Source organism: Faecalibacterium prausnitzii (genome assembly GCF_003287495.1).
GTDB classification, from domain to species: domain Bacteria; phylum Bacillota; class Clostridia; order Oscillospirales; family Ruminococcaceae; genus Faecalibacterium; species Faecalibacterium prausnitzii_I.
In genome coordinates, this window is the sequence record NZ_PRLE01000006.1 from 29,648 (window position 1) to 50,964 (window position 21,317).

29 protein-coding genes are annotated in these 21,317 nt (G+C 49.2%); 22 read left to right on the forward strand and 7 right to left on the reverse strand.

Annotated elements, in window-relative coordinates:
* Nucleotides 1-19: 19 nt before the first annotated feature.
* The 3 genes from C4N22_RS10560 to C4N22_RS10570 are packed head-to-tail and all read left to right on the forward strand — an operon-like array spanning nt 20 to nt 2,596.
* The gene (locus tag C4N22_RS10560; RefSeq protein WP_112148957.1) at nt 20-1,900 is read left to right on the forward strand and encodes a recombinase family protein; all 1,881 of its coding nucleotides are present in this window, start codon (nt 20-22) and stop codon (nt 1,898-1,900) included.
* 26 nt (nt 1,901-1,926) lie between these two features.
* Nucleotides 1,927-2,280, forward strand: coding sequence for a TnpV protein (locus tag C4N22_RS10565; RefSeq protein WP_014080239.1), 354 nt, complete (start codon nt 1,927-1,929; stop codon nt 2,278-2,280).
* 16 nt (nt 2,281-2,296) lie between these two features.
* Nucleotides 2,297-2,596 carry a hypothetical protein gene (locus tag C4N22_RS10570; RefSeq protein WP_069432577.1) on the forward strand — a complete coding sequence of 100 codons (300 nt, stop codon included), beginning with the start codon at nt 2,297-2,299 and terminating at the stop codon, nt 2,594-2,596.
* A 27-nt stretch (nt 2,597-2,623) separates the two neighbouring features.
* Here the strand turns inward: C4N22_RS10570 and C4N22_RS10575 are convergent, their stop codons facing one another.
* Nucleotides 2,624-2,992, reverse strand: a complete 369-nt coding sequence (locus tag C4N22_RS10575) for a helix-turn-helix transcriptional regulator (RefSeq protein ID WP_014080237.1) — start codon at nt 2,990-2,992, stop codon at nt 2,624-2,626.
* Nucleotides 2,993-3,136: 144 nt separating this feature from the next.
* Between C4N22_RS10575 and C4N22_RS10580 the strand changes: the two genes are divergently transcribed.
* The 12 genes from C4N22_RS10580 (at nt 3,137) to mobQ (ending at nt 11,924) form a co-directional block, all read left to right on the forward strand.
* Nucleotides 3,137-3,325: a helix-turn-helix domain-containing protein gene (locus C4N22_RS10580; protein ID WP_014080236.1), complete on the forward strand. Its 189-nt coding sequence runs from the start codon at nt 3,137-3,139 to the stop codon at nt 3,323-3,325.
* Nucleotides 3,318-4,010: a response regulator transcription factor gene (locus C4N22_RS10585; protein WP_002594745.1), complete on the forward strand. Its 693-nt coding sequence runs from the start codon at nt 3,318-3,320 to the stop codon at nt 4,008-4,010. The genes C4N22_RS10580 and C4N22_RS10585 overlap by 8 nt, the downstream gene beginning before the upstream one ends.
* A 5-nt stretch (nt 4,011-4,015) precedes the next feature.
* Entirely contained in the window at nt 4,016-4,933 is a 918-nt protein-coding gene (locus C4N22_RS10590) for a sensor histidine kinase (RefSeq protein ID WP_014080235.1), read from the forward strand.
* Between the two features lie 135 nt (nt 4,934-5,068).
* Nucleotides 5,069-5,995, forward strand: coding sequence for an ABC transporter ATP-binding protein (locus C4N22_RS10595; protein WP_007860248.1), 927 nt, complete (start codon nt 5,069-5,071; stop codon nt 5,993-5,995).
* Nucleotides 5,988-6,782 (forward strand): ABC transporter permease, encoded by a 795-nt coding sequence (locus C4N22_RS10600; RefSeq protein WP_014080234.1) that lies wholly within the window; start codon nt 5,988-5,990, stop codon nt 6,780-6,782. The genes C4N22_RS10595 and C4N22_RS10600 overlap by 8 nt, the downstream gene beginning before the upstream one ends.
* Nucleotides 6,783-6,794: 12 nt before the next feature.
* On the forward strand, nt 6,795-7,610 hold the full coding sequence (locus C4N22_RS10605) for an ABC transporter permease (RefSeq protein ID WP_014080233.1): 816 nt from the start codon (nt 6,795-6,797) through the stop codon (nt 7,608-7,610).
* A 5-nt stretch (nt 7,611-7,615) separates the two neighbouring features.
* Nucleotides 7,616-8,077 (forward strand): hypothetical protein, encoded by a 462-nt coding sequence (locus C4N22_RS10610; protein WP_044024973.1) that lies wholly within the window; start codon nt 7,616-7,618, stop codon nt 8,075-8,077.
* A 454-nt stretch (nt 8,078-8,531) separates the two neighbouring features.
* Complete coding sequence (locus tag C4N22_RS10615; protein ID WP_014080230.1) at nt 8,532-8,945, forward strand: RNA polymerase sigma factor; 414 nt, start codon at nt 8,532-8,534, stop codon at nt 8,943-8,945.
* 103 nt (nt 8,946-9,048) lie between these two features.
* Nucleotides 9,049-9,501, forward strand: coding sequence for a sigma-24 (feci) (locus tag C4N22_RS10620; RefSeq protein WP_014080229.1), 453 nt, complete (start codon nt 9,049-9,051; stop codon nt 9,499-9,501).
* A 10-nt stretch (nt 9,502-9,511) separates the two neighbouring features.
* Nucleotides 9,512-9,973, forward strand: a complete 462-nt coding sequence (locus tag C4N22_RS10625; RefSeq protein ID WP_009296689.1) for an RNA polymerase sigma factor — start codon at nt 9,512-9,514, stop codon at nt 9,971-9,973.
* A gap of 28 nt (nt 9,974-10,001) precedes the next feature.
* Nucleotides 10,002-10,292 carry a DUF3847 domain-containing protein gene (locus C4N22_RS10630; protein WP_112091014.1) on the forward strand — a complete coding sequence of 97 codons (291 nt, stop codon included), beginning with the start codon at nt 10,002-10,004 and terminating at the stop codon, nt 10,290-10,292.
* Between the two features lie 186 nt (nt 10,293-10,478).
* Entirely contained in the window at nt 10,479-11,924 is a 1,446-nt protein-coding gene (gene mobQ / locus C4N22_RS10635; protein ID WP_112091013.1) for a MobQ family relaxase, read from the forward strand.
* A 107-nt stretch (nt 11,925-12,031) separates the two neighbouring features.
* On the opposite strand, the gene C4N22_RS10640 is transcribed toward mobQ, so the two are convergent.
* Together C4N22_RS10640 and C4N22_RS10645 are read right to left on the reverse strand one after the other, a co-directional pair.
* Nucleotides 12,032-12,322: a type II toxin-antitoxin system YafQ family toxin gene (locus tag C4N22_RS10640; RefSeq protein ID WP_002596328.1), complete on the reverse strand. Its 291-nt coding sequence runs from the start codon at nt 12,320-12,322 to the stop codon at nt 12,032-12,034.
* The gene (locus C4N22_RS10645) at nt 12,319-12,597 is read right to left on the reverse strand and encodes a type II toxin-antitoxin system RelB/DinJ family antitoxin (RefSeq protein ID WP_005924829.1); all 279 of its coding nucleotides are present in this window, start codon (nt 12,595-12,597) and stop codon (nt 12,319-12,321) included. Before C4N22_RS10645 ends, C4N22_RS10640 begins: the two co-directional genes overlap by 4 nt.
* Before the next feature lie 126 nt (nt 12,598-12,723).
* Here C4N22_RS10645 and C4N22_RS10650 point away from each other — a divergent pair, with 126 nt between their 5' ends.
* The 6 genes from C4N22_RS10650 (at nt 12,724) to C4N22_RS10675 (ending at nt 16,542) form a co-directional block, all read left to right on the forward strand.
* The gene (locus tag C4N22_RS10650) at nt 12,724-13,122 is read left to right on the forward strand and encodes a cysteine-rich VLP domain-containing protein (protein ID WP_112148958.1); all 399 of its coding nucleotides are present in this window, start codon (nt 12,724-12,726) and stop codon (nt 13,120-13,122) included.
* A gap of 113 nt (nt 13,123-13,235) precedes the next feature.
* Entirely contained in the window at nt 13,236-13,970 is a 735-nt protein-coding gene (locus tag C4N22_RS10655) for a phage replisome organizer N-terminal domain-containing protein (protein ID WP_112148959.1), read from the forward strand.
* Nucleotides 13,967-14,830, forward strand: coding sequence for an ATP-binding protein (locus C4N22_RS10660; protein WP_112148960.1), 864 nt, complete (start codon nt 13,967-13,969; stop codon nt 14,828-14,830). The genes C4N22_RS10655 and C4N22_RS10660 overlap by 4 nt, the downstream gene beginning before the upstream one ends.
* 64 nt (nt 14,831-14,894) lie before the next feature.
* The gene (locus C4N22_RS10665; RefSeq protein WP_005924807.1) at nt 14,895-15,068 is read left to right on the forward strand and encodes a transposon-encoded TnpW family protein; all 174 of its coding nucleotides are present in this window, start codon (nt 14,895-14,897) and stop codon (nt 15,066-15,068) included.
* Nucleotides 15,069-15,145: 77 nt separating this feature from the next.
* On the forward strand, nt 15,146-15,511 hold the full coding sequence (locus C4N22_RS10670) for a hypothetical protein (protein ID WP_112148961.1): 366 nt from the start codon (nt 15,146-15,148) through the stop codon (nt 15,509-15,511).
* A 179-nt stretch (nt 15,512-15,690) separates the two neighbouring features.
* Nucleotides 15,691-16,542, forward strand: a complete 852-nt coding sequence (locus tag C4N22_RS10675) for a DUF3846 domain-containing protein (RefSeq protein WP_431602986.1) — start codon at nt 15,691-15,693, stop codon at nt 16,540-16,542.
* Between the two features lie 353 nt (nt 16,543-16,895).
* Here C4N22_RS10675 and C4N22_RS10685 read toward each other — a convergent pair whose 3' ends face one another.
* From C4N22_RS10685 to C4N22_RS10700, 4 genes are all read right to left on the reverse strand, one after another.
* Nucleotides 16,896-17,783, reverse strand: a complete 888-nt coding sequence (locus C4N22_RS10685) for a BRO-N domain-containing protein (protein WP_431602987.1) — start codon at nt 17,781-17,783, stop codon at nt 16,896-16,898.
* Between the two features lie 234 nt (nt 17,784-18,017).
* A complete protein-coding gene (locus tag C4N22_RS10690) occupies nt 18,018-18,350 on the reverse strand; it encodes a DUF6050 family protein (protein WP_112148963.1) in 333 nt (110 codons plus the stop codon).
* Nucleotides 18,351-18,421: 71 nt separating this feature from the next.
* Complete coding sequence (locus C4N22_RS10695) at nt 18,422-19,765, reverse strand: relaxase/mobilization nuclease domain-containing protein (RefSeq protein ID WP_112148964.1); 1,344 nt, start codon at nt 19,763-19,765, stop codon at nt 18,422-18,424.
* A complete protein-coding gene (locus C4N22_RS10700; protein ID WP_016300376.1) occupies nt 19,726-20,055 on the reverse strand; it encodes a MobC family plasmid mobilization relaxosome protein in 330 nt (109 codons plus the stop codon). Before C4N22_RS10700 ends, C4N22_RS10695 begins: the two co-directional genes overlap by 40 nt.
* A 293-nt stretch (nt 20,056-20,348) precedes the next feature.
* On the opposite strand from C4N22_RS10700, the gene C4N22_RS10705 reads away from it, so the two are divergent.
* On the forward strand, nt 20,349-21,299 hold the full coding sequence (locus C4N22_RS10705) for a helix-turn-helix domain-containing protein (protein ID WP_112148965.1): 951 nt from the start codon (nt 20,349-20,351) through the stop codon (nt 21,297-21,299).
* Nucleotides 21,300-21,317: the final 18 nt, after the last annotated feature.

Genomic DNA, 21,317 nt, shown 5'->3' on the forward strand with positions numbered 1-21,317 from the left:
TGTTTCAGGAGGTACAGCCATGAGAAATGAAAAAATTACCCCACTGTACGAGCGCCTGAGCCGGGACGATGAGTTACAGGGCGAGAGCAACTCCATATCCAACCAAAAACAGATGTTAGAGGATTTTGCCCGCCGGAACAGGCTGCCCAACCCTACGCACTTCACCGATGATGGTATCTCAGGCACCCGTTTTGACCGCCCCGGATTTTTGGCAATGATGGAGGAAGTGGAGGCAGGGCGTGTAGAGGCAATCGTCATCAAGGACATGAGCCGGTTAGGACGCGACTATCTGAAGGTCGGTCAAGTTATGGAGGTTTTGCGGCAGCGAGGCGTTCGTCTGATTGCCATCAACGACGGTGTGGACAGCCTGAAAGGCGATGACGATTTTACCCCGTTCCGCAACATTATGAATGAATTTTACGCCCGTGATACCAGCCGGAAAATCCGCTCTGTTTTTAAGTCAAAAGGCATGAGTGGCAAGCACCTGACCGGCACTGTGATTTACGGCTACTTATGGGACGAAAAACGGGAGCATTGGCTGGTAGATGAGGAAGCTGCCGAAGTGGTACGCCGTATCTTCTCCCTCACGCTGGAGGGATATGGGCCTTATCAGATCGCCTGCAAATTATCCACAGACCGGATTGAAATTCCTGTCGTACACCTTGCCCGCTTCAACGAGGGTGTGAACCGTTCAAAGCCGGTCAAAGACCCCTATGGATGGGGATCATCTACCATCGTGAACATTTTGAAAAAACGAGAGTATTTAGGGCATACCATCAATTTCAAGACCCGCAAGCACTTTAAGGATAAGAAAAGCCACTATGTTTCTGAGGACGAATGGACGATCTTTGAGAATACCCATGAAGCCATTATCGACCAGCAGACCTTTGATTTGGCGCAGAAAATCCGCAGCAATGTACGGCGTTATCCAAACGGCTGGGGCGAAGCGGCTCCCCTCACAGGATTGCTCTATTGTGCCGATTGCGGCGGCAAGATGTATGTCCACCGCACCAACAATGGCAAGAGGATTTCTCAATATACCTGTTCCAATTATACCAAAGTTCCGTGTGGGACACTATGCCATACACAACACCGTATCAATGAGAGTGCTGTTCTGACATTGGTTTCCGACACGCTCCGGGCTATCGCTGAATATTCCAAAAATGACCGGACGGAATTTATTCACACCGTTCAGGAAACGCAGGTTGCCCAACAGAGTGCCGATATAGCGAAAAAGCGCAGGCGTCTGGCCGCTGCTCAAAAGAGAGCCGGAGAACTGGAAAAACTGATTTGCAAAATCTATGAGGACAATGTCCTCGGCAAGCTGCCGGATGCACGATATAGGGCGCTTGATGCACAGTATGCCAAAGAGCAGGACGCACTTGAGATTGAAATTGCGGAGCTGGAAAAGGCTGTTACCGGCTACGAGCAAAGCCAGAAATCAGCGGAGAAATTTATAGCCCTGATTGATAAATACGAGAATTTTGACACGCTGACAAACACCATGCTCAATGAGTTTGTAGAGAAAATCCTTGTCCACGAACGCGCCCGAAAAGGCAGTCAGGACACCACGCAGGAAATTGAAATCTACTTCAATTTTTTAGGACGCTATATCCCACCATCCTTACAGCCGGTTCCTTTAACCCCGGAGGAACAGGAAGAACTGCGGAAAAAAGAAGAACGCAAGGACAGGCTTCATCAGAATTATTTGAAGCGGAAAGCCAGCGGCGCACAGAAACGGTATGAGGACAAAATCAAGGCGAAGAAAAAAGCGGAAATGGACGCTAAGAAAGCCCTGATCCGGGCTGAGGATATGAAAAAAGGCGTTTTTTCTACTGTCGGACAGCTGCCGAAAGAAGAACCACGCAAAGGCAGCATAGCAGCCAGCGCAGCAGTCTAATCATCACGAAGCAAAGGAGAATGAATATGAGTAAGTTGACTTACATTCGTTGTGGAGATTATGATATACCCAACCTAAAACTTTCTGAACAGCCGGAAACTTCTATCGGCAAGTACGGCAGAATGCGAAAATCCTACCTAAAGGAACATCGCCCCATTCTCTACAACCATCTGCTGATGAGCGAGAAGCTGTATCCACACCTGTTAGAGATTGAGCGGACAGCACAGGGGCGTGTGGAAACCATGTTGCCTCACATGATGGAAGTTGCGGGTGTCACGGAAGAACTGAAAGCCTGTCACCCTATGCGTTGGGTGGGGCTGATGAACACATTAACGGCACAGATTGAGGAAATTTTAATCAGGGAACTGATTTGCAGCTGAATGGGAGGTGCGGGAAATGCTGACCTTTGAAAAGGTTTTGAAAGTGTTTCAGGCATATCTGGATGATGACCCTTTGTATGAGGTGGTTCAGACCAGCCACGGTTATACATTGATGGCATGGGAGCCCCACCGGAATGACTGGTACAGCGCCGAGATACAGAAAACCCCGGAGGATTTACGGAACGCTTTGTTGAGTACATACGCTAACTTTCTGGAAGATAAGATTACCGGAAATGACCGCGAGCTGACTGTGACAGAAACCGGAGAAATCCAGCAGAGGTGTCGGGAACTTTTGGAAAAGTGCCGGGAACCTTGATATAGAAATGCCAGAAGGAGGCCGCGATTATGCGTCCTCCTTCTGCTTCGCAGTCTGTTCCATTTTGAGCGCCCCGTCTATGGCACCTTCGATAATCGGCAGGTATTGTTCAGGACAGAGCTTCAGCTTGTGGCTGACCCGCTGCCGCTGTGCGCTTTCTTCCCGCATGATCTCCGGGTTAAAATATCGCTCTACGGGAAGTCCGCAGACCTTAATCAACTGGATCATCACAGGCAGGCTCGGAATCGCACCTTGATTCTCAATGTTGGCAAGATACCGCCATTCAATCCCAACCATTTCTGCCAATGTTTTTCGTGCCAAACGCTTTGCCTCTCGTGCGGCTTTGACATCTGCACCGAAGGTTTCAAAACCGGGACAATCTTCAACTTTCGCCATATAACATCACCCAGTTACATTGTATAATTCATACTTTGTCCGTGGAATGTTGCTATATGCAGGTTGGTTGAAGTTTATAATTCACATTTCGTTCCTTGCATTGTTCGAGAAAGAGAACTATAATGTACTCTGTGGAGGTGCGAAATGGACTATATGACATTGAAAGAGGCCGCCGAAAAGTGGGGCGTGACACCTCGTAGGGTAAATTATTATTGCGCCGGAGGGCGCATCCCCGGCGCTGTGAAGATGGCTGGTGTTTGGCTGATCCCAAAGAACACAGAAAAGCCGATTGACGGAAGGACAAAACAAGGGAAGGAGTTGCGCCATGAATAAAATCCTGATTATAGATGATGACAGAGAACTGTGTGCTTTGATTAAACGCAGCGTACAAGCAGAAAACATAGAAGCTGATTTTTGTAATACTGGAAAAGAGGGTTTACAGAAATTAAAAGAGCAGGAATACCAGCTTGTAGTGCTGGATGTGATGATGCCCGGTATGGATGGCTTTGAAACGCTGGAAGAAATCCGCAAAGAGAACAGCCTGCCGATTTTGATGTTCACATCCAAAAATGACAGCATTTCTAAAGTGCGGGGCTTACGAGCCGGGGCGGACGATTATCTGACAAAACCGTTTGATATGGACGAACTGATTGCCCGTATTGCGTCCCTCATTCGCCGCTACACCCGTTTTAATCATCAAGCCGGAGCTGTGCAAAAACTGGATTTTGATGGATTGCAAATTGACCTTGAAAATCGTTCTGTTACGACGGAAAATGGCACTTTTGAACTTCCACCAAAGGAATTTGATTTGCTCCTGTACTGTGCAAAGCATCAAGGGAAAATTTTGACAAAACAGCAGATTTATGAGGAAGTTTGGGGCGAAGAATATTTCTATGATGACAGTAACATTATGGCGATTATCAGCCGACTTCGTAAAAAATTAGAAGTCAATCCTTCAAGCCCAAAGTATATACAAACGGTCAAAGGGATTGGCTACCGGTTTAATAAGGAGGTGTAGTCAGCATGGAAATTATCGTATTCTTGTCCATTGTGATTGCTGTTGTGGCTGTATTGACTTCCATCGTTCTCATTCGGCGCGTAAAAAAGCAAATCGCAGAAATGACCGATGCACTGGTTGATGTGAAAGACGGAAATGGCAACCGGCGTATTCTATCTGCAACAAATGAACTGACAGCACCTCTTGCCTATGAAATCAACGAGATCGTTGTGGCCTATGAAAGCAGACTTTCAACTGTACGGCAGACAGAAGAAACCAACCGCCAGCTTATGACGAGCCTTTCCCACGATGTGCGAACGCCCCTTACTACTCTGATTGGGTATCTTGACGCTGCACACAAAGGACTGGTCACAGGAAAAGACCGGGATGATTATATTGAAACCGCCCGCCGGAAAGCCCATGATCTGAAAGAATATATTGATGTACTCTTTGACTGGTTCAAGTTAAATTCAAACGAGTTTGCTTTGGAGATCCAGAGCGTTGAGGCCGCAGAGCTGACAAGAAATATCCTCATTGACTGGATACCGATTTTTGAGGATAAACAGGTTGAGTATGACATCGATATTCCCGAACAGCCTGTCCGGGTAAGATTGGATATGGACAGCTATATGAGGATCGTCAACAATCTCATTCAAAATGTAATTGCTCACAGCCATGCAGACAAAATCAAAATTGCCCTGTCAAAGAAGGAAAATAACATGGAGCTGCTGCTGGCGGATAATGGAGTGGGAATTGAGAAGGAAGATTTGAAACACATTTTTGAACGGCTCTATAAGTGTGACAAAGGACGCTCTGAAAAAGGCAGCGGACTTGGTCTTTCTATTGTCCATCAGCTTGTAGAAAAGATGGGTGGGAGTATAACAGTTGAAAGTTTGCCGGGAAAAGGAACTGAATTTATGTTGCTTTTTCCTTTGGAGATTTAAGCGGGTTCCCGTCTTTATGGCGGGAACCTTTGTCATTTTTGCCGGATTTCAAATTGCAAGGTTAATGCAAGGTTGCGGCAAGGTTAATGCAAGGTTGGCGTGATAGAATACCTTACAGAACAGGAGGTTTTGAATATGGATACAAATTACATCATTGAAACAAAAAATCTGACGAAGCAATATGGCTCGCAAAAGAGTGTGGCTGACTTAAATATCCATGTGAAGCGTGGGAGAATTTATGGTCTGCTTGGCAGAAACGGAGCCGGAAAAACCACTACCATGAAAATGCTGTTGGGCTTAACGAAGCCGACTTCCGGAGAGGTCAAAATCTGGGGAAAGTCTTTACAGGGGAATGAAAAGAAATTGCTGCCCCGTATCGGCAGCTTGATTGAGTCCCCCGGTTTTTATCCCAATCTGACCGGCACAGAAAACCTGCGTATTTTTGCTACTCTGCGGGGTGTACCAAACAATCATGCCATCAAAGATGCTCTGGATTTGGTAGGACTTCCCTACAAAGATAAAAAACTCTTTTCTCAGTATTCTCTTGGTATGAAGCAGCGGCTTGCCATCGCCCTTGCCGTTATGCACGATCCAGAACTTTTGATTTTGGATGAACCGATCAACGGTCTCGATCCTATCGGTATTGCAGAAGTACGCTCTTTTATTCGGGAGCTTTGCGACGCAAGAGGAAAAACCATTTTGATTTCCAGTCACATTCTTTCGGAGATTTCCCTGCTGGCTGACGATATTGGAATTATCGATCACGGCGCATTGCTGGAAGAAGAAAGCCTTGCTGAACTGGAGCAAAAAAGCAGTAAGCATATCCGGTTTACACTCTCTGATACTGCACAGGCGGCAAGAATTTTGGAACGCAATTTCCATGAAAACCATTTTTCCATACAGGACGACCACAATCTGCGCCTGCACAACCTTGATCTGCCTGTGGGGAAAATTGTAACTGCCTTTGTAGAAAACGGATTGGAGGTATCGGAGGCGCATACTTGTGAAGAAAGTCTTGAAGATTACTTCAAGCGTGTGACAGGGGGCGAAGGAATTGCTTAAACTAATCAAATGCGAATTTTTGAAATTAAAACGGAAGCCCTTGGTATTTATTTCTCTGCTGCTTTCTGTTTTCATGCCATTGGCTTATGCTTTCTTTCTGGCAGATGTAAACACTGATGTGGATGCTGTAAATGGAGTGATGTCCAGCCTGTTCCAGCTCAGTGCTTATTTGCTTTTGATGCCGCTCCTTGTGATACTGGCTTCCAATCTGCTGTTTGAGGAGCTGGACAATGACACACTAAAAAACCTTGTTACCATACCGATAAACAGAACCAAGTTGGTGCTGTCCAAGATGCTGGTTTTGCTATTGTTTGCCGTTGGCTTTATGGCAGTTGGAGGATTGGTAAATCTTGCGGTTTTGCTGTTTCAGGGCTGGGAGCCGGTTGGGTTTTGGATCTTGTTTGGCGTTGGGATAGAAGAAGGGCTGATTATGTGGGTAGGCGCACTTCCATGTATCCTGCTCGTTGTTCTTCTTAATAAAAACTATATCGTGTCGGTCGTGATTACCTTTTTCTATACGACTGCAAATTATATCCTTTCGATGAGCGATGCGTTCCTCACACAGCCTTTTGGTTTGAATATCGGAACCCTGTTTCCGGGACCGCTGGCTTTCCGCTGGACCTTCCAATTTTATGACCAAAGCCAGACCAGTGCGGAATTGGCAGACTTGTTGGAACGGATCAGTCCGTATTTTCTGAATGGTGTTCAGGTGTTCGGTGTGATTGTTGTGGAAGCCGTTGTATTTCTTGCGCTGATTGCGTTGGTTTACCGGCGCCAGGAAATCTAAGGGGGTGTAATTATGTGGGATTTATTAAAAGCAGAATTGCTCAAGCTACGCCGGTGCCAAATACTTTGGGTGGGGCTGGTGGCGCTTGCACTCTGTCCGTTGGTGCAATATGGGAGCCAGCTGATTGTGGAGGCGGAGTACCGAAATCCAAACTATGATTTTTCCACTCTGTTTGAGAATGTTGTCTGGGGCAATACGCAGATGTTTTTTCCGATTTCACTGGTGATGATTGGCAGCTGGCTGATTGACAGAGAATCCACCCATGATACGCTGAAAAACATCATGACAATTCCTGTTTCCATGCCGAAAATGCTGGGAGCTAAGCTCTTTTGGGTCGGGATTTTTGCAGTCCTGCTGGGAATATACAGCGTTGGCGTTACCTTGATTACTGGATTGACGGTTGGATTATCGGGACTGACAGTGGAAGTGTTTTTTCATGGAGGTACACAGATCGTGTTGGCAGCTCTGACGACCTATTTGGTCTGTATGCCGCTGATCTTGATTTTTGGGCAGATCCGAGGGGCATATCTGGGAGGTTCCATTCTGGCGTTTTTCCTTGGATATAGCATGCTGTTCTTCAAAGGCGGTATCCTTGCCAGCATCTATCCGTTTTCTGCTGCGCTGATTTTAGTGGGCTTTGACATGAGTGGATATGCCGGAACAACCACAGCCCCGAATCCTTTGCTGGCAGTCATTGGGGTTGGCATCATGGTTCTCTGGGCGGTGCTGTTGTTACTGATGTCCAGTAACAAAAAAGAAATAAAATCCCGTAAACAGGCAAATTCCAAGGGAAAAGGAAAGCGTGCTGTACGCAGGAAAGGAAGGTGATACCTGTGAAGAAAATAGTTCTATCATTATGCTTGATACTGTTGGGCGCTTCTGTGCTTTCCGGTTGTACAAAAGATGAAGTTCTCGATCAGTATAACAATATTGTTCAGTCTGCTGGTTCCATAGCACTTACCGGAAATTCATCCTTACAAGGTACGAAAGAAAAAGGAATTGATGATTATACAGGAAGCTATACAGCCAACTATGAGGATTTTTCAGATACAGAGTATTTGTTCGGCGGAACTTCCATAAAGCGTGAAGCGGGTAAGGATCTGTCTATTGACTGCGCGCTGGAGGTTACGGATGGAACTGCAAAAGTATTTTGGATTTCTGAAGCTGATGAAGAAGTCACTTTGCTTGAAACAACCGGAACATATAGTGATACAATTACACTCCCTGAAGGTGGAAACTATATCGGCATTGAATGTGAAAATTTCACTGGAAGCATTGAATTGAATATGGAGTAACATTCTGCCGGACGACGGCAAAAGAAAAAAAGCCGTCGTAAAGCAGACACATTTCCACGCGCCTATGAAGCGGCGGCTTTGATTTGCAGAGCCGCCGTTTCTTTTCGTTTATCCTAAACCAACGACGACCTAACACCGTGTAAATCCACGGCGGCACATAGGAGGATTGCCGCCGTGTCTATTTTTGCCTTTTTTCACAGTGCCCGTGATCTGCACCAGCTAAAAAAAGCCTGTTCCCAGCAGCGGAGCAATGCGGTCAGCAGTATGCACTATACCATGTAACTGAACAACAAAATATACTCTATTACGCTCGTATGGCTTTATGCCGTCCGGGCGCTTTTTTGTCCTTATGGAGCCGGAACATCGGGTCAGCATGGCCCGAACTTTATCCCCGGTGCCGCTCCCCGCCGCCTCATTCAGATTTACCCAAAAAATCTGAATGGAGGAAAGGCAGATGGAAGTTACCATCAATTATAACGGACAAGTTGTGGCCGTGGAGGTCACGCTGGAAGTCTATGAATTTCTTGACCGGGCCGATCACAAAACGGAGAACCTGTTTCATGAACAGCGGCGGCATTGGGATGGCCGGGAGTTTGACGAGTACATCATTACCACCGAGGGTGTAGGAGCCTACGGTGAAACGCCGGAAGAATACCTTTGCCGCATGGAAACGCTGCATGAGCTGATGGCGGTTCTGGACACCTGTACCGAGGCTCAGCGCCGCCGGTTCCTGCTCTATGCGCTTGACGGGCTGAGCCTTGCAGAGATCGGTGTGCTGTGCGGCTGCTCCAAAGTGGCTGTGTATCAAAGTGTGGAGGCGGTCAGAAAAAAATTTATAAATTTCTTTGAGAACAGGCTTAACGAATGACCTGTTTTCTGGCTACCAAGTGAAAGGGATCATTTCCCTTATCTCAGCGAGGGGCGGACAGCGGACGAGCTGCCCGCCTCTCCGATTTTCAGGAGGTAAGCCTATGAAAACAATCAATCTGCGGTGGATGTATCCCCACTACCGGCATGACGAGTTTGTGGATGTTACGGACGAGGTATGGGCAGCGATGTATCAGGCCCAGCGGGAGATGGAGAACTATGAGCGTCGGAAAGTCTACCACCGCGCCTACTACTCTCTGGACGCATACAGCTGGCTGGAAAATTACGCACTGGAACACAGCAGATCGCCGGAAGATATTTTGCTGGAACGAGAAGAAATGACCACCCGCCTGCACCTGATAGCAGCTCTGCTGGTGGCTCTGACTCATGCCACTCCGACACAGGCCCGCCGTGTTCACGCCTACTACATTGCCGGTATCAAGCAGCCGGAAATCTCCCGGAGAGAGGGCGTCCACAGCAGCAAGGTCAGCGTTTCCATCCGTCGGGGTCTGCGGAATATGCGCCGCTGCTATGATGACCTTTTTCAAACAGAGTGAGGGCGTGCCTATGCAGACCATCAATCTCAAACAATATTATCCATTTTGCAAAGAGGACATTTTTGTGGAGGTGTCCGATGAGATCGTCGAAGCGTTTCTTCTGGACAAGAGAGCCGAGGCCGCCAGAGATCGCAAGATGTTCCGGTATAAGGCGTTTTATTCCCTCGATTGTAACGATGGAATCGAAAATGCCGCCATCGGCTGGGCGCAGCCATCGCCGGAGGACTACCTGATAGAAAAAGAAGAATTAGCCGAATACGAAGAATTGATACGGCGATTGTACGAAGCCATTTCTTCCCTGCCGCCTATGCAGGCTCGCCGTGTCCATGCCCGCTATATGCTGGGTATGAAAGTGAAAGATATTGCCGCAATGGAGGGTATCACGCCATCACAGGCGGGAAAATCCATCCATGCCGCACTGCGGAGGCTGCGCCGGTACTTTGCTCGACAGAAATGGACGGTCAATCTATGAGTATTTCCAAAGAAAAGAGGTGCCTGACATGAACGAAAAAATTACAGCCCACCATCAAAAAGAAGAACGGGAGAAAGTCCTGAAGGAGATTCGGCAGCTTGAAAACCGAAAGAAGATTTTGGAGAACAAGCAGTGGAACGAAGAACGCAGGGTTCGCACCCGCCGCCTGATTGAGCGCGGAGCCGTTTTGGAGGGGATTTTCCCGTTGGCTCCTGACCTTTCCGGCGCAGAGGTCAAAGCATTTCTGATTACCCTGTCCCATCTTCCGGGGGCTGCGGAATTGACTGCAAACCTGCCAAAATCCGGGGACACGCCATAAGTCCCTTGTTTACAAGGGCGCACTTATACACCGTTGCCGGTGCTGTGCGCCCTGCCGGGGGCATTGCGTACTTCGTCCGCGATGGGGCGCTACACTCCCCAAACCCCTTGTGCGCCCCGCGCAGCCAAACACCCGCTTCGCGTTTGTTCGGCTCCACGGAGCCTGAAATATCCCCGCCGAAAGGAGGTGCCACCCATAGATTTCTGTCATATCCCCGTCAGTATTATCAAGCGCAGCGCAGGCCGTTCTGCTGTTGCCGCAGCTGCTTACCGCAGCGGAACCAAGCTGACAAATGAATGGGACGGCATGACCCACGACTACACCCGGAAAGGCGGCATTGTTCATGCGGAGATCATGCTGCCTGCCCACGCGCCGCCGGAATTTGCAGACCGATCTATCCTCTGGAACAGCGTGGAGCAAATCGAGAAAGCAAGGGACAGCCAGCTTGCCCGCGAGATTGAAGCAGCCCTGCCCCGTGAACTGTCCGGCGAAGAGCAGCTTGCCCTTGTGCGTGCCTATGTGAAGGACAACTTTGTAGACAAAGGAATGTGCGCCGACTTTGCTATCCATGACAAGGGAACCGGCAACCCTCATGTCCATATCATGCTGACGCTCCGGCCTCTGAAAGAAAATGGACAGTGGGGCGCAAAGTGCCGCAAGGCATACGACCTGGACGAAAACGGCCAGCGTATCCCGGACGGGAAAGGCGGCTGGAAGAACCACCGGGAGGACACCACCGACTGGAACGACAAAGGAAATGTGGAGATTTGGCGGGCGGCATGGGCGGCCTGCACCAACCGGGCATTGGAGGCCGCCGGTCATCCCGCCCTGGTAGACCACCGCAGCTACAAGCGGCAGGGCATTGATAAGATTCCCTCTGTCCATCTGGGGCCAGCCGCCAGCCAAATGGAAAAGCGCGGCATCCGCACCGACAAGGGTGAAGTAAACCGGCAGATCGCCGCCGACAACAAGCTGCTGAAAGAAATCAAAGCCCGCATTACCCGTCTTTATCTCTGGTCGAAAGACGAAGCGGAAAAACCACAAACGCAGCAAAGCAGCTTGACCGCCTTGTGGGAAGCCCAGCAGCAGTTGAACGCTCCCCGCACCCGCACCGGCAAAATCCGGGCTTTGCAGGAAAGCGCTGCACTATTCAGCTTTTTACAGGCAAACGGCATCCAGTCTATGCAGCAGCTTCATGAAAAAATCGCTGATATGAACAGCCGTTACTATGACCTGCGGGGAAAGATCGTCAAGGCCGAGCGCCGGATCACTACCCTTACCGAGCGCGGGGAGATGTGGAAACAGTACAACCAGTACAAGTCCATCCACAAGCAGTTTGCCAAAGTAAAGCCGGAAAAACGGGAACAGTTTGAACAGCGCCACAGCCGGGAACTGATTCTGTATGACGCAGCGGCCCGGTATCTGAAAGAACTGAAAGACAGCGGCGAGGCAATCACCCCAAAGGCATGGCAGCTGGAAATTGACCAGCTGGCCGCTGGAAAGCAGACGGACACGCTTGCCATGAAAGCCATGCGGGAGGATTTGAAAGCAGTGGAACGGCTCCGCAAAACCGCCGAGCAGTTGTCCCGACAGGAACTGGACAAACCTCACGACCGGGAACCGGAGCGGTAAGGGCTACCGCGTTTTGGCGTACTCCTTTTAGGTGCGTCGCGTTTCACGACACCCTTTTGCACACAGAAAAACCGCCGTACAGGTTTCCCCATACGGCGGCAGTCGGTTTATTTGCCGAACAAGTCGCTGTGTGTGCCGGTGCGGGCCAGCGTCAGCACCAGAACATCATCTTCTATGCGGTAGACAAGCAGCCAGTCCGGGAGAATATGACATTCCCGATGGCCTGCCCAATCGCCGGACAGGTCATGGTCACGGTTCTTATCCGGCAGCGGTTCGCCCATCGCCAGCAACGCTACGACCTGCTCCAGCAGCTCGATCTTCAAGCCACGCTTGATGGCTCGTTTGTAGTCTTTTTTGAAACTGGTCGTGTACTTGACGGTATATTTGGTTTCTTTCATCTTTTCAGGTCAGCAAACAACTCGTCAAGGTCATTGTAGCCCTTTACAGACGGGTCTTTTGCAATCCTTTCCGCTTCCAGCATGGCAGCAACCGTTTCTTTGTTCGGCTGTTCCAGCCTTACTTCAAAGGGAATGCCGCCTTCACGAAGCGACTGGCGCACAAAGATGTTAAACGCCGTAGTCAGGTTCATGCCAAGTTCAGTAAACAGTGCGTCCGCCTGCGCTTTCAAATCTGCGTCCATGCGGATACTGATGTTTGTGGTATTTCCAGCCATACGATCAACCCCTTTCTGCTGGCAATTATAGTATATGCCATTTGCACGAAGAAAACAATACTTTGCACGAATATTTAATAATAAATTCATTTGAGGAGGTTGCCGGCTTTATGAAAGAAATCATTTATGAAGAACAATAAGTCTGAACCTATCCCCGTCATGGATTACCGCCAGTACCGCAGAGTGCGGAGGCTGGTGCATGAGTGCTGTAACTACATCGACGGAAACTGTATCGCCCTGGACGATGGGGAAGAATGTGTCTGTGTCCAGTCTATTTCCTACTCCCTGTTGTGCAGGTGGTTTCGGGCGGCGGTATTGCCGCAGGATAAGGAACTGGAAACGGCACTGTTCCACCGGCTGAATGCGAAGAAGTGCGCCGTATGCGAGGCGCTGTTTACCCCCGGTTCCAACCGGGCCAAATACTGCCCGGAATGTGCCGCACGCATGAAGCGGATCAACGCCGCAAAGCGCAAGCGGAAACAACGGGAGAAATGTCACGCTTTAGGGGCTGAAAAACCCTTGTAAATCAAGGCTTTTTTCGAGGGTGTCAAAGGCAGGCTGATAGATTTATCCTCTGACCCCTAAAACGGCCTTAAAATGCGTACAGAATCCCAAGAGAAACCCCAAGGAGGAACCCTATGTCAGACAATCGAAAATATTATTACCTGAAACTCAAAGAAAACTATTTTGACGATGATTCCATCGTGCTGCTGGAAAGTATGCAGGACGGTGTGCTGTATTCCAACATTCTGCTCAAGCTGTATCTGAAATCGCTGAAACATGGCGGGCGGCTCCAGCTTGACGAGGACATCCCCTACACGGCGCAGATGATCGCCACCATTACCCGCCAGCAGATCGGCACTGTGGAGAGAGCCTTGCAGATCTTTTTGAAGCTGGGTCTTGTGGAGGTGCTGGACAGCGGCACATTCTACATGAGCAACATCGAACTTTTAATCGGCCAGTCCTCTACCGAGGCTGAGCGAAAGCGGGCTGCGAGGCTCCAAAATAAGTCTCTTTCTGCGCCCCGGACAAACGGCGGACATTTGTCCGACATTCGTCCACCAGAGATAGAGATAGAGTTAGAGAAAGAGATAGAGATAGAGATAAAGAGAGAGATAGAGAAGGGACACCCCGCCTATGGCCGTTACCAGAATGTTTTCCTGACGGACGGGGAACTGGCAGACTTACAGGCCAGCTTTCCCACTGTATGGGGCCAGTACATCGAAAAACTGTCCGAGTACATGGCTTCTACCGGCAAGCGTTATCAGAGCCATGCAGCGACCATCCGGCGCTGGGCCGGTGAGGACGCGAAGAAAGCAGCCCCGCCCTCTCGCAACCGGGATTACAGCGTAAAGGAGGATGAAACCGTATGATTGAGATTACCGCAGAAATCCGGGCGCTGATCGACAAGGCAGCCGCCGGTGTGGAACTGGCTGGGGACGAGTACATAGACCCGGCAGACGGTCTCATCCACTGTAAGAAATGCGGCGGCCAGAGGCAGACTGTTGTGCCATGCTTCGGGAAATCCGGCTACTTTATGCCGCGCTGCATCTGCCAGTGCCAGCGGGAGGCTGAGGAGCAGCGCAAGGCTGCTGAAGAACGGCAGCGCCGCATGGAGCGTATCAAACGCCGAAAGGCACAGGGTTTGCAAGACCGTTATCTGTACGACTACACCTTTGCCAACGACAACGGCCAAAGTCCTCTGATGGACAAGGCCCGCGCCTACGTGGAGAACTGGAAGGAGGCATACAGGAACAACACCGGCCTGCTTCTGTTTGGAGATGTTGGAACCGGCAAGTCTTTTTTCGCCGGATGTATTGCCAATGCTTTGCTTGACCAGGATGTGCCGGTGCTGATGACGAACTTTCCCACCATCCTGAACCGCCTGACCGGGATGTTCTCTGAGGACAGGTCGGAGTTTATTGCCAGCTTTGATGAGTATGACTTGCTTATCATTGACGATTTGGGTGTAGAGCGCAGTACCGAATATGCTATGGAGCAGATGTTTTTCGTCATCGACAGCCGCTACCGCAGCCGCAGGCCCATGATTATCACAACAAACTTGAAACTGTCCGAGCTGAAAAACCCGCCTGATCTGGCCCACGCCCGTATCTATGACCGTATTCTGGAACGGTGTGCGCCGATCCTTTTTGACGGGAAGAATTTCCGGGAAGAAAATGCCGGTGCTACCCGACAGACAGCAAAAGACATTGTAAACAGTAAGCAAGACTGATTTTTTACCGGGCGGCACAGACCCGTTCGGAGAAAGGAGCGCCATGAACAGAGAACCCCGTACTATGCAGGTGGCAGACGCCGCTACTGCGTCCAGAGCGCCGGAAAACACGCCAGCGATGGTAAAGAAAATCGGTAAGACAACCTACAAGGTTCATGTCCATTTCAGCAATACCAGCACAGAAACCATGAGCGATAAAATCAAGCGTATGCTCAAAAATGAAATTCAGCAGATGTGAAAGACTGATAAACGAAGCCGCCTTGTGCTAAACTGATGATGGTACGCACCAAAATTTTTGTCAAGGAGGACACGAAAATGCTTTACACAGAAAAAGAGAAGCATGAAATTGAACGAGTAAAGGAGGTCTTTGCGGAACATCTGCGGCAAAGCCCTGATTTTGAACTGCTCTGGTCGGACAAGGTAGGCTATGTCTGGCTGGCGATTGGCGTAAATCCAGTCTATGTGGATACCGGTATCAGGATAGAATCTGCCGCCGATCTCTGCTGCAAGTGTTTGGATGATGTTGCTATGGATGTTTTGTATATGACGGGCAACGATCACGCGCTGGAAGCAGCCGATCCGCTGGAATTGGCCGAAATCAAGCGGCGCTGGGAGCCATATATCAACCAGCTGCCAGACTATGCGTATCTCTGCAAAGACCTGCTGAACGGAAAAATGTAATCTATCAAACGAGGTGTCAGGAGCCATACAGTGCTTCTAGCACCTTTTTTGTGGATTTTTTGTGAATTTGATTAAAAAGTCCTTGACAATTTGTCTCTGGCTATGAGGAATTTCTTGATTTTGACCCGGCGGAGGTCAAGGCCGCTTTGGAGGACCCGGAGAAGTCCCATGCGGATGAAATGCTGTCCGCTGCGGAGAGGGCTGCCTCGGAAAAGATGACTGTGCTTGTAGTGGAGCCTATGAAGGAACCCTATGTGAAGGAGATCAATTCCGACCTTCATTCCCTGCAAGCAGAGGTTGGCGGTGATATTGGGGCAACCTATCCCTATTCTGACCCGGTGGCACTGGTTTGTAATGATGAAGGAAAGCTCGTAGGGCTTGAACTGAATCGTGGACTGCGGGATGAAAACGGAGAAATTTATGATATTGTAGCAGGAACTTTCCTGGTGGTTGGACTTGGTGAGGAAGATTTTGCATCCCTGTCCCCGGAACTGATCCAGAAATACATGGAACAGTTCAAAACGCCGGAACGATTTATGCAGATCAATGGCAATATCGTTGTTCTCCCTGTTCCCGCAGAGAAGCAAGACCTCGCTTATCTGCCAGACCGTTTTGAGACTGGTGAGCGTATCCAAACACCCAGGGGCAGCTTTCAGGTGACGGCTATGAGCCGGGAGCAGATGGAGGCGGCCGGTTACGGCGTCCACCATATTTCCGATGATGGAAAGTATCTTATTATGGGAAACGGCACACGGGCCTTTGCGGTAGCAACGGAGCAGCCGGAAAAGGATAATCCCCTCCGCACGGTCGAAATGACGTTGGAGGATGACTACGGCATGATCGACGGCGTTATCAACAACGGCAGACGCGGCGAGGAATTGGAAAAAGCCCAGGAGTACGCAGAGCGGACAACGCCGGAGAAGCCTTCCATCCGTGAGCGGTTGGAGGACGCAAAACGGGAGTGTGCCGAACATAAGCCCCCAGAGGGCAAGAAGCCCGGTCGTGATGTGCCGGAGCATGACTGCCTATGAGCCGAAGCAAGAAATGGCGGCTGGAATGGGCGTTCTTCCTGGGCGAGAACGGCAGACGGCAGTATAACCATATCTGCAAAAAATGTGTTCACGGCTGCAAGCAGAGTTTCCGGGCGTGTCTGGTCGCTTGTCCGCATTACAGTTCCAAACGGTCTAAAATCTGTGAAGATAGGGGTAGAAAAACCGCAGAATAATTTCCTGTATCCGTATTTTCAAAGGGAGCCTTTATGATTTATTATGTGCCGGTTATTTGTCGGCACGCAGAGGAAAAGGCTTGATTTCAAACACTTTCTGTCATGCAAAACGGGAGTACAGCTTTTCGGTTCATCCGATTGGCTGTACTCCCGCTTTTTTTATTTATTTTCGTCATTATCAGGCTTTTCCGTTTCCGCTACACTTTCTATCATGTCAACGACTACGGCATTAAGCTGTGCGGCGTTCTGCGATGTAATGACCGGCCGCCCGGTATCCTTTTCGATATCCTGTCGAACCTGACCGGCATAGCTGCCGCCACGACGGGCAATCTTCTGACTTTCAGAAAAACCTTCCGGCTGATGTGCTTTTGACAGTTCTGTGGTTGTTGCCTCTGCCAGCATATTCAAAACAATTTCCATCGTGCTCATATTATCACGAAGGTTTTCTTTTTTCAGACCTTTCAGTTTCTTATATTGCCGAGTAGTCATGCCGGACCATGCTTTCGTGATCTCATCGGTGAGAATAGCATACTCTTTGCCCTGCTGTACGCCGCGCTCCTGCCATTCCGCGGTAAGCTCATTACGGACACGGATAGAAAGAAGCCGTTGATGAATCCAGTCTGTATCATATCCCTTTTTCTGATAGGTCTCTAATGCACGGTCGATTGCCTGTTCCGGGTCAATCGTTTCTTCGATGCGTTCACGGCCGACCTGCGCAAGCCAGAGTTTGAATGGTTCAGCCTTAGGTGATGGGATGGACTGAATAATGCGTAAAACCTGTTCAGCCGTTGCCGCCAACACTTTACGCTTTTTGCCTGTTGCGCCCATCATTGCTACCTGGGGACAATTTGTCCCCAGGTAGCTTGCAAGCTGTTCATCACGCTTACGCATTTTTTTGAGGTAGTCTGTTGGATTAGAGCTATCTGTCAAGACGGCAATAACATCCACAACAGAGAAATACCATTCTTCCTGTTCTTCATCCCATGCAGTGCGTATTTTTCTATCTTCAAAAAGCTGGATGGAATTATTTTCGTCCATGCGCTTCAACCTCCTTAGAGTATGTATTTTAATTTTAACATGAAAGGGGTTCTATTTCTATAAAAGAAGCAAATTTTGCCGTAGTAGGCGTTGTGGGAATGTGCGTAAACTGCCAGAATTGCGAGGCTGTGGGAAAGCTGTTTGCAGACTTGTGGGAAAAGGCTTGTCTTTTTCCATCAGGTTGTGAATGGCTTTTCCATCGGCACGAGCGGCAGTTTTCCATATTTCCATGACGCAAGAAAATCATCTAACGATCAGCCGATACACTGTCAGCGGCATATACCACACCGCCACGATCAACCGCCAGGCCAGAACGAAACCACCAATCACGCCGCCGATAATGAAGTTCAACGCAAACAGGGCGATCCCTCCACCCAGGGAGCCGCCGCCCGGCACGATCCAGAGGCACATCCGATGGAGGCCAAACGGTAGCCCGCAGAGTATCCAGAGCCATACATAGTCAACCTCTCCGTTCTTCACGCAGGCAGATTTGAAGATACAATACAAGATCAGTGCCACGATCACGGGCAGTACACTTTTGAAGAAAAATGCTTTGATTGCTTCGCTTCTTGTCATCGGTAAAACCTCCTTCCGCAGTTCCATTATACAGGATGCCGGGAGCTGTGCCCAGCGTCTTTCAGAGAAAATTATTCCAGTTCATGCCGCCGCTGTTGTTCCTGTTCCTTTGGAACGGTCAGCAGCGCATCCACATTCTGCTTAACGGTATCGTATTCCTGGGCTTCGGTTCTTGCGGCTTTGTATTCAGCAAGGAGCCGTTCCTTTTCTGCGGTGAGATTGGCAAGCTCCGTTTTCATGCTTTCCGTTGTCGGCAGCGGCACAGCCCCCAGCCGTTTCAATTCTCTGGCGGCCGCTTCAAAAAGGATGATCGCGCTCTCATGCCCCCGCAGGAACTTTTCTTTATCATTCGATTTACGGTATCGGTCATAAAGTGGCTTTAGCTGACGGTAAGTGCCGGCGTGCTTCATCACAAGGGTAAGTTCGGCACTTCTGCTTTCTACCCGCTTGATTTCTGCATGAGCGGTATCCCTGCGTGCGGATACTGCGGTCAGTTTGCTTTCCAGTTCTCCATAACTGCTTATCCCGTGCTCGGTCAGGAAATTCATGGTCTTGGCGGCCTGTTTCAGATTGTTCAGCTTCGCCCAATGGGTGAAGCCTGCGCTCTGCTGCGCCTTGATATTGTTCTGGATATCAATGAGCAGGCTGATCTTTCCGTTTTGCTGTTTCGGCTGGCGGGAAGGTCTGGAGCGTCCGGCGATCCGGGCGGCAAGGGCTTCTTCGGTGTAGTCCACACCAAGGGTTTTCAGACGGGTGAATCGTTTCTGATCCGGCGCTCTGGCGGAGATATATTTGCCCCGCTTGATCTCATAGCCTTCTCTCTGCAGGCGACGAAGCAGTTCTTCTAAATCGGAACAGGCTGGCAGGAGCCAGTCAATGGCCGCTTTCAGCTTTGCCTTATAGCTGGTGCCGTTCTGCGTGGCCTGATGTTCAATATAGCTCTTGCCCTTGTCCTGTCCAGGAATAATGACAGACAGACCATGTTCCTTGCAAAGCCGGTCGGAGGTGCGGCGGATATCGTGATAGCTTCGCTTGTTGGAATGATAGTGCTTATGATCCGCAAAGCTGACTGCATTGAAAATCAAGTGGTTATGAACATGATCTTTGTCTATGTGGGTGGTAAGTACAAATTCATACTTGCCGCCCAGGATTTCTTTTGCGAGCTCCATGCCGAGCTCATGGGCTTGTTCCGGCGTAACCTCCCCAGGCTGAAAGGCTTGGATCAGGTGACGGCCCAGGTTCGTTCCCTTGTCGATGGCATGGCAGCGGGTCCAGGAAAATTCGATATCCGCAGTTTCGGCGGCACAGCCATAGGAAGAAACAAGCAGCTTTCCGTCCGTCTTTTCCGGGTTGCAGATATACTCAATGGCTGCTTTCAGCGTTGATTTGATAGGATGTGTCTTTGTAACTGCCATATCTCGTCCAGCCTTTCCCGTATCTCGTCCATGTCGGCCTGATACGCAGGACCTCCGGCGTTGATCCGCTTGGCGATCTGGTTGATGTTCCGCCCGATGGCGGAAAGCTCTTTGGTGAACGCCTTGATATCTGCGGTGTCCGTATAGATGATATATCCGTCAATCGCCATCTTGCGGAGGTAGGCACCATATCTGCGTGTGGGGAGCTGGCTCATTTTCTCGTCTATGAGCCGCTTTTCGTCCTCCGTGACATAGAATTTCATTTGGATATTCCGCTTTCGGTTTGCCATGCGCTACCTCCGTTTCTCATAAGGGTCTGGGACTATCCCAGCAAGCAATTTTTGTGTTTAGGGGCAGGGGTCCCCCTAAACCGAAAATCCGCCAGTGGGTACTCGCTGGCTGTGCTTGCTACCGTAACCCTACCCTCGTATTTTCCCTCTACTAATACTACAATTTGAAACGGAGATTTTGGCCGAACATTCAAGAAAATACTTTTTATAAATGGGCTATTTTCTTGAATTTTGTCCAAGCGTGTGTTATTATAAAATCAGTAAGGTACAACTAACTGATTGGAGTGAGGATAATGGGAAATGCCAGTTTCAATCAAGACTGGTACGGTATGCAGGCCAAAGTTCTGGCGCAAAGTGATGATCGTGTAGTCGTAGATTATGGCTGCAAAGGCCGGGGAATCGTAAAAAACTATAATCTGTTTGAGGGAATACAGCTTTGTTTCCTCGATTTTGAATCAGATGAGTCTATGGAAACACAAAAGTTTAATCCAGATATTATTCAGATCACGCACTGCCAGACCGGCCGGTATGAATGTGAATTTGCTAACCACACTGTATCGTATTTGCCAGAGGGCTATTTTAGCGTTGCGACAACAGAGCATTTGCCGGTTTCCTTTTCTTTCCCTTTGGGAAAATATTACGGCGTCAGCCTCGTCATTGACCGTCAGGCGCTTTCAGATGGAACACGCCGGATGATGCAGACAATCCCTATTGACCTTGATAAAATAGGAACAACGCTGGGACTTGAAACACGGTGGTATGTCAGTGATACCCCAGCGCAGTTGAAGCATCTGTTTTCAGAATTATATTCTGCCGCTGAGACGGAGCCGATCGGCTATTTCAAAATCAAAGCTATCGAATTACTATACCACATGGATCAGTTGACACAGATTAACGGGTGCGATTTGAAGTATTTTGATAAGAAACAGATACAGACCACAAAAGCGATACGAGAATACCTCATTTCCCATTTGGATGAAAAAGTGTCTCTGGAGCAGTTGGCAAAGGAAGCACACTTAAACCTCTCTGTTTTTCATTTGGTTTTTTCTCATATCTACGGAGACACACCCTATGCGTATCTCAAAAAATACAAAATGAATTTAGCAGCCCAGTGGCTCTCGGAAGATAAAATGAAAATCGGGGATATAGCTTTAGAACTCGGATATAGCAATGCCAGCAAATTTGCTAAAGCGTTTCAATCTGTGTATGGGATGTTACCAAAAGACTATCGAAAAAATAAATAGGAAGAACGGGCTATTTTC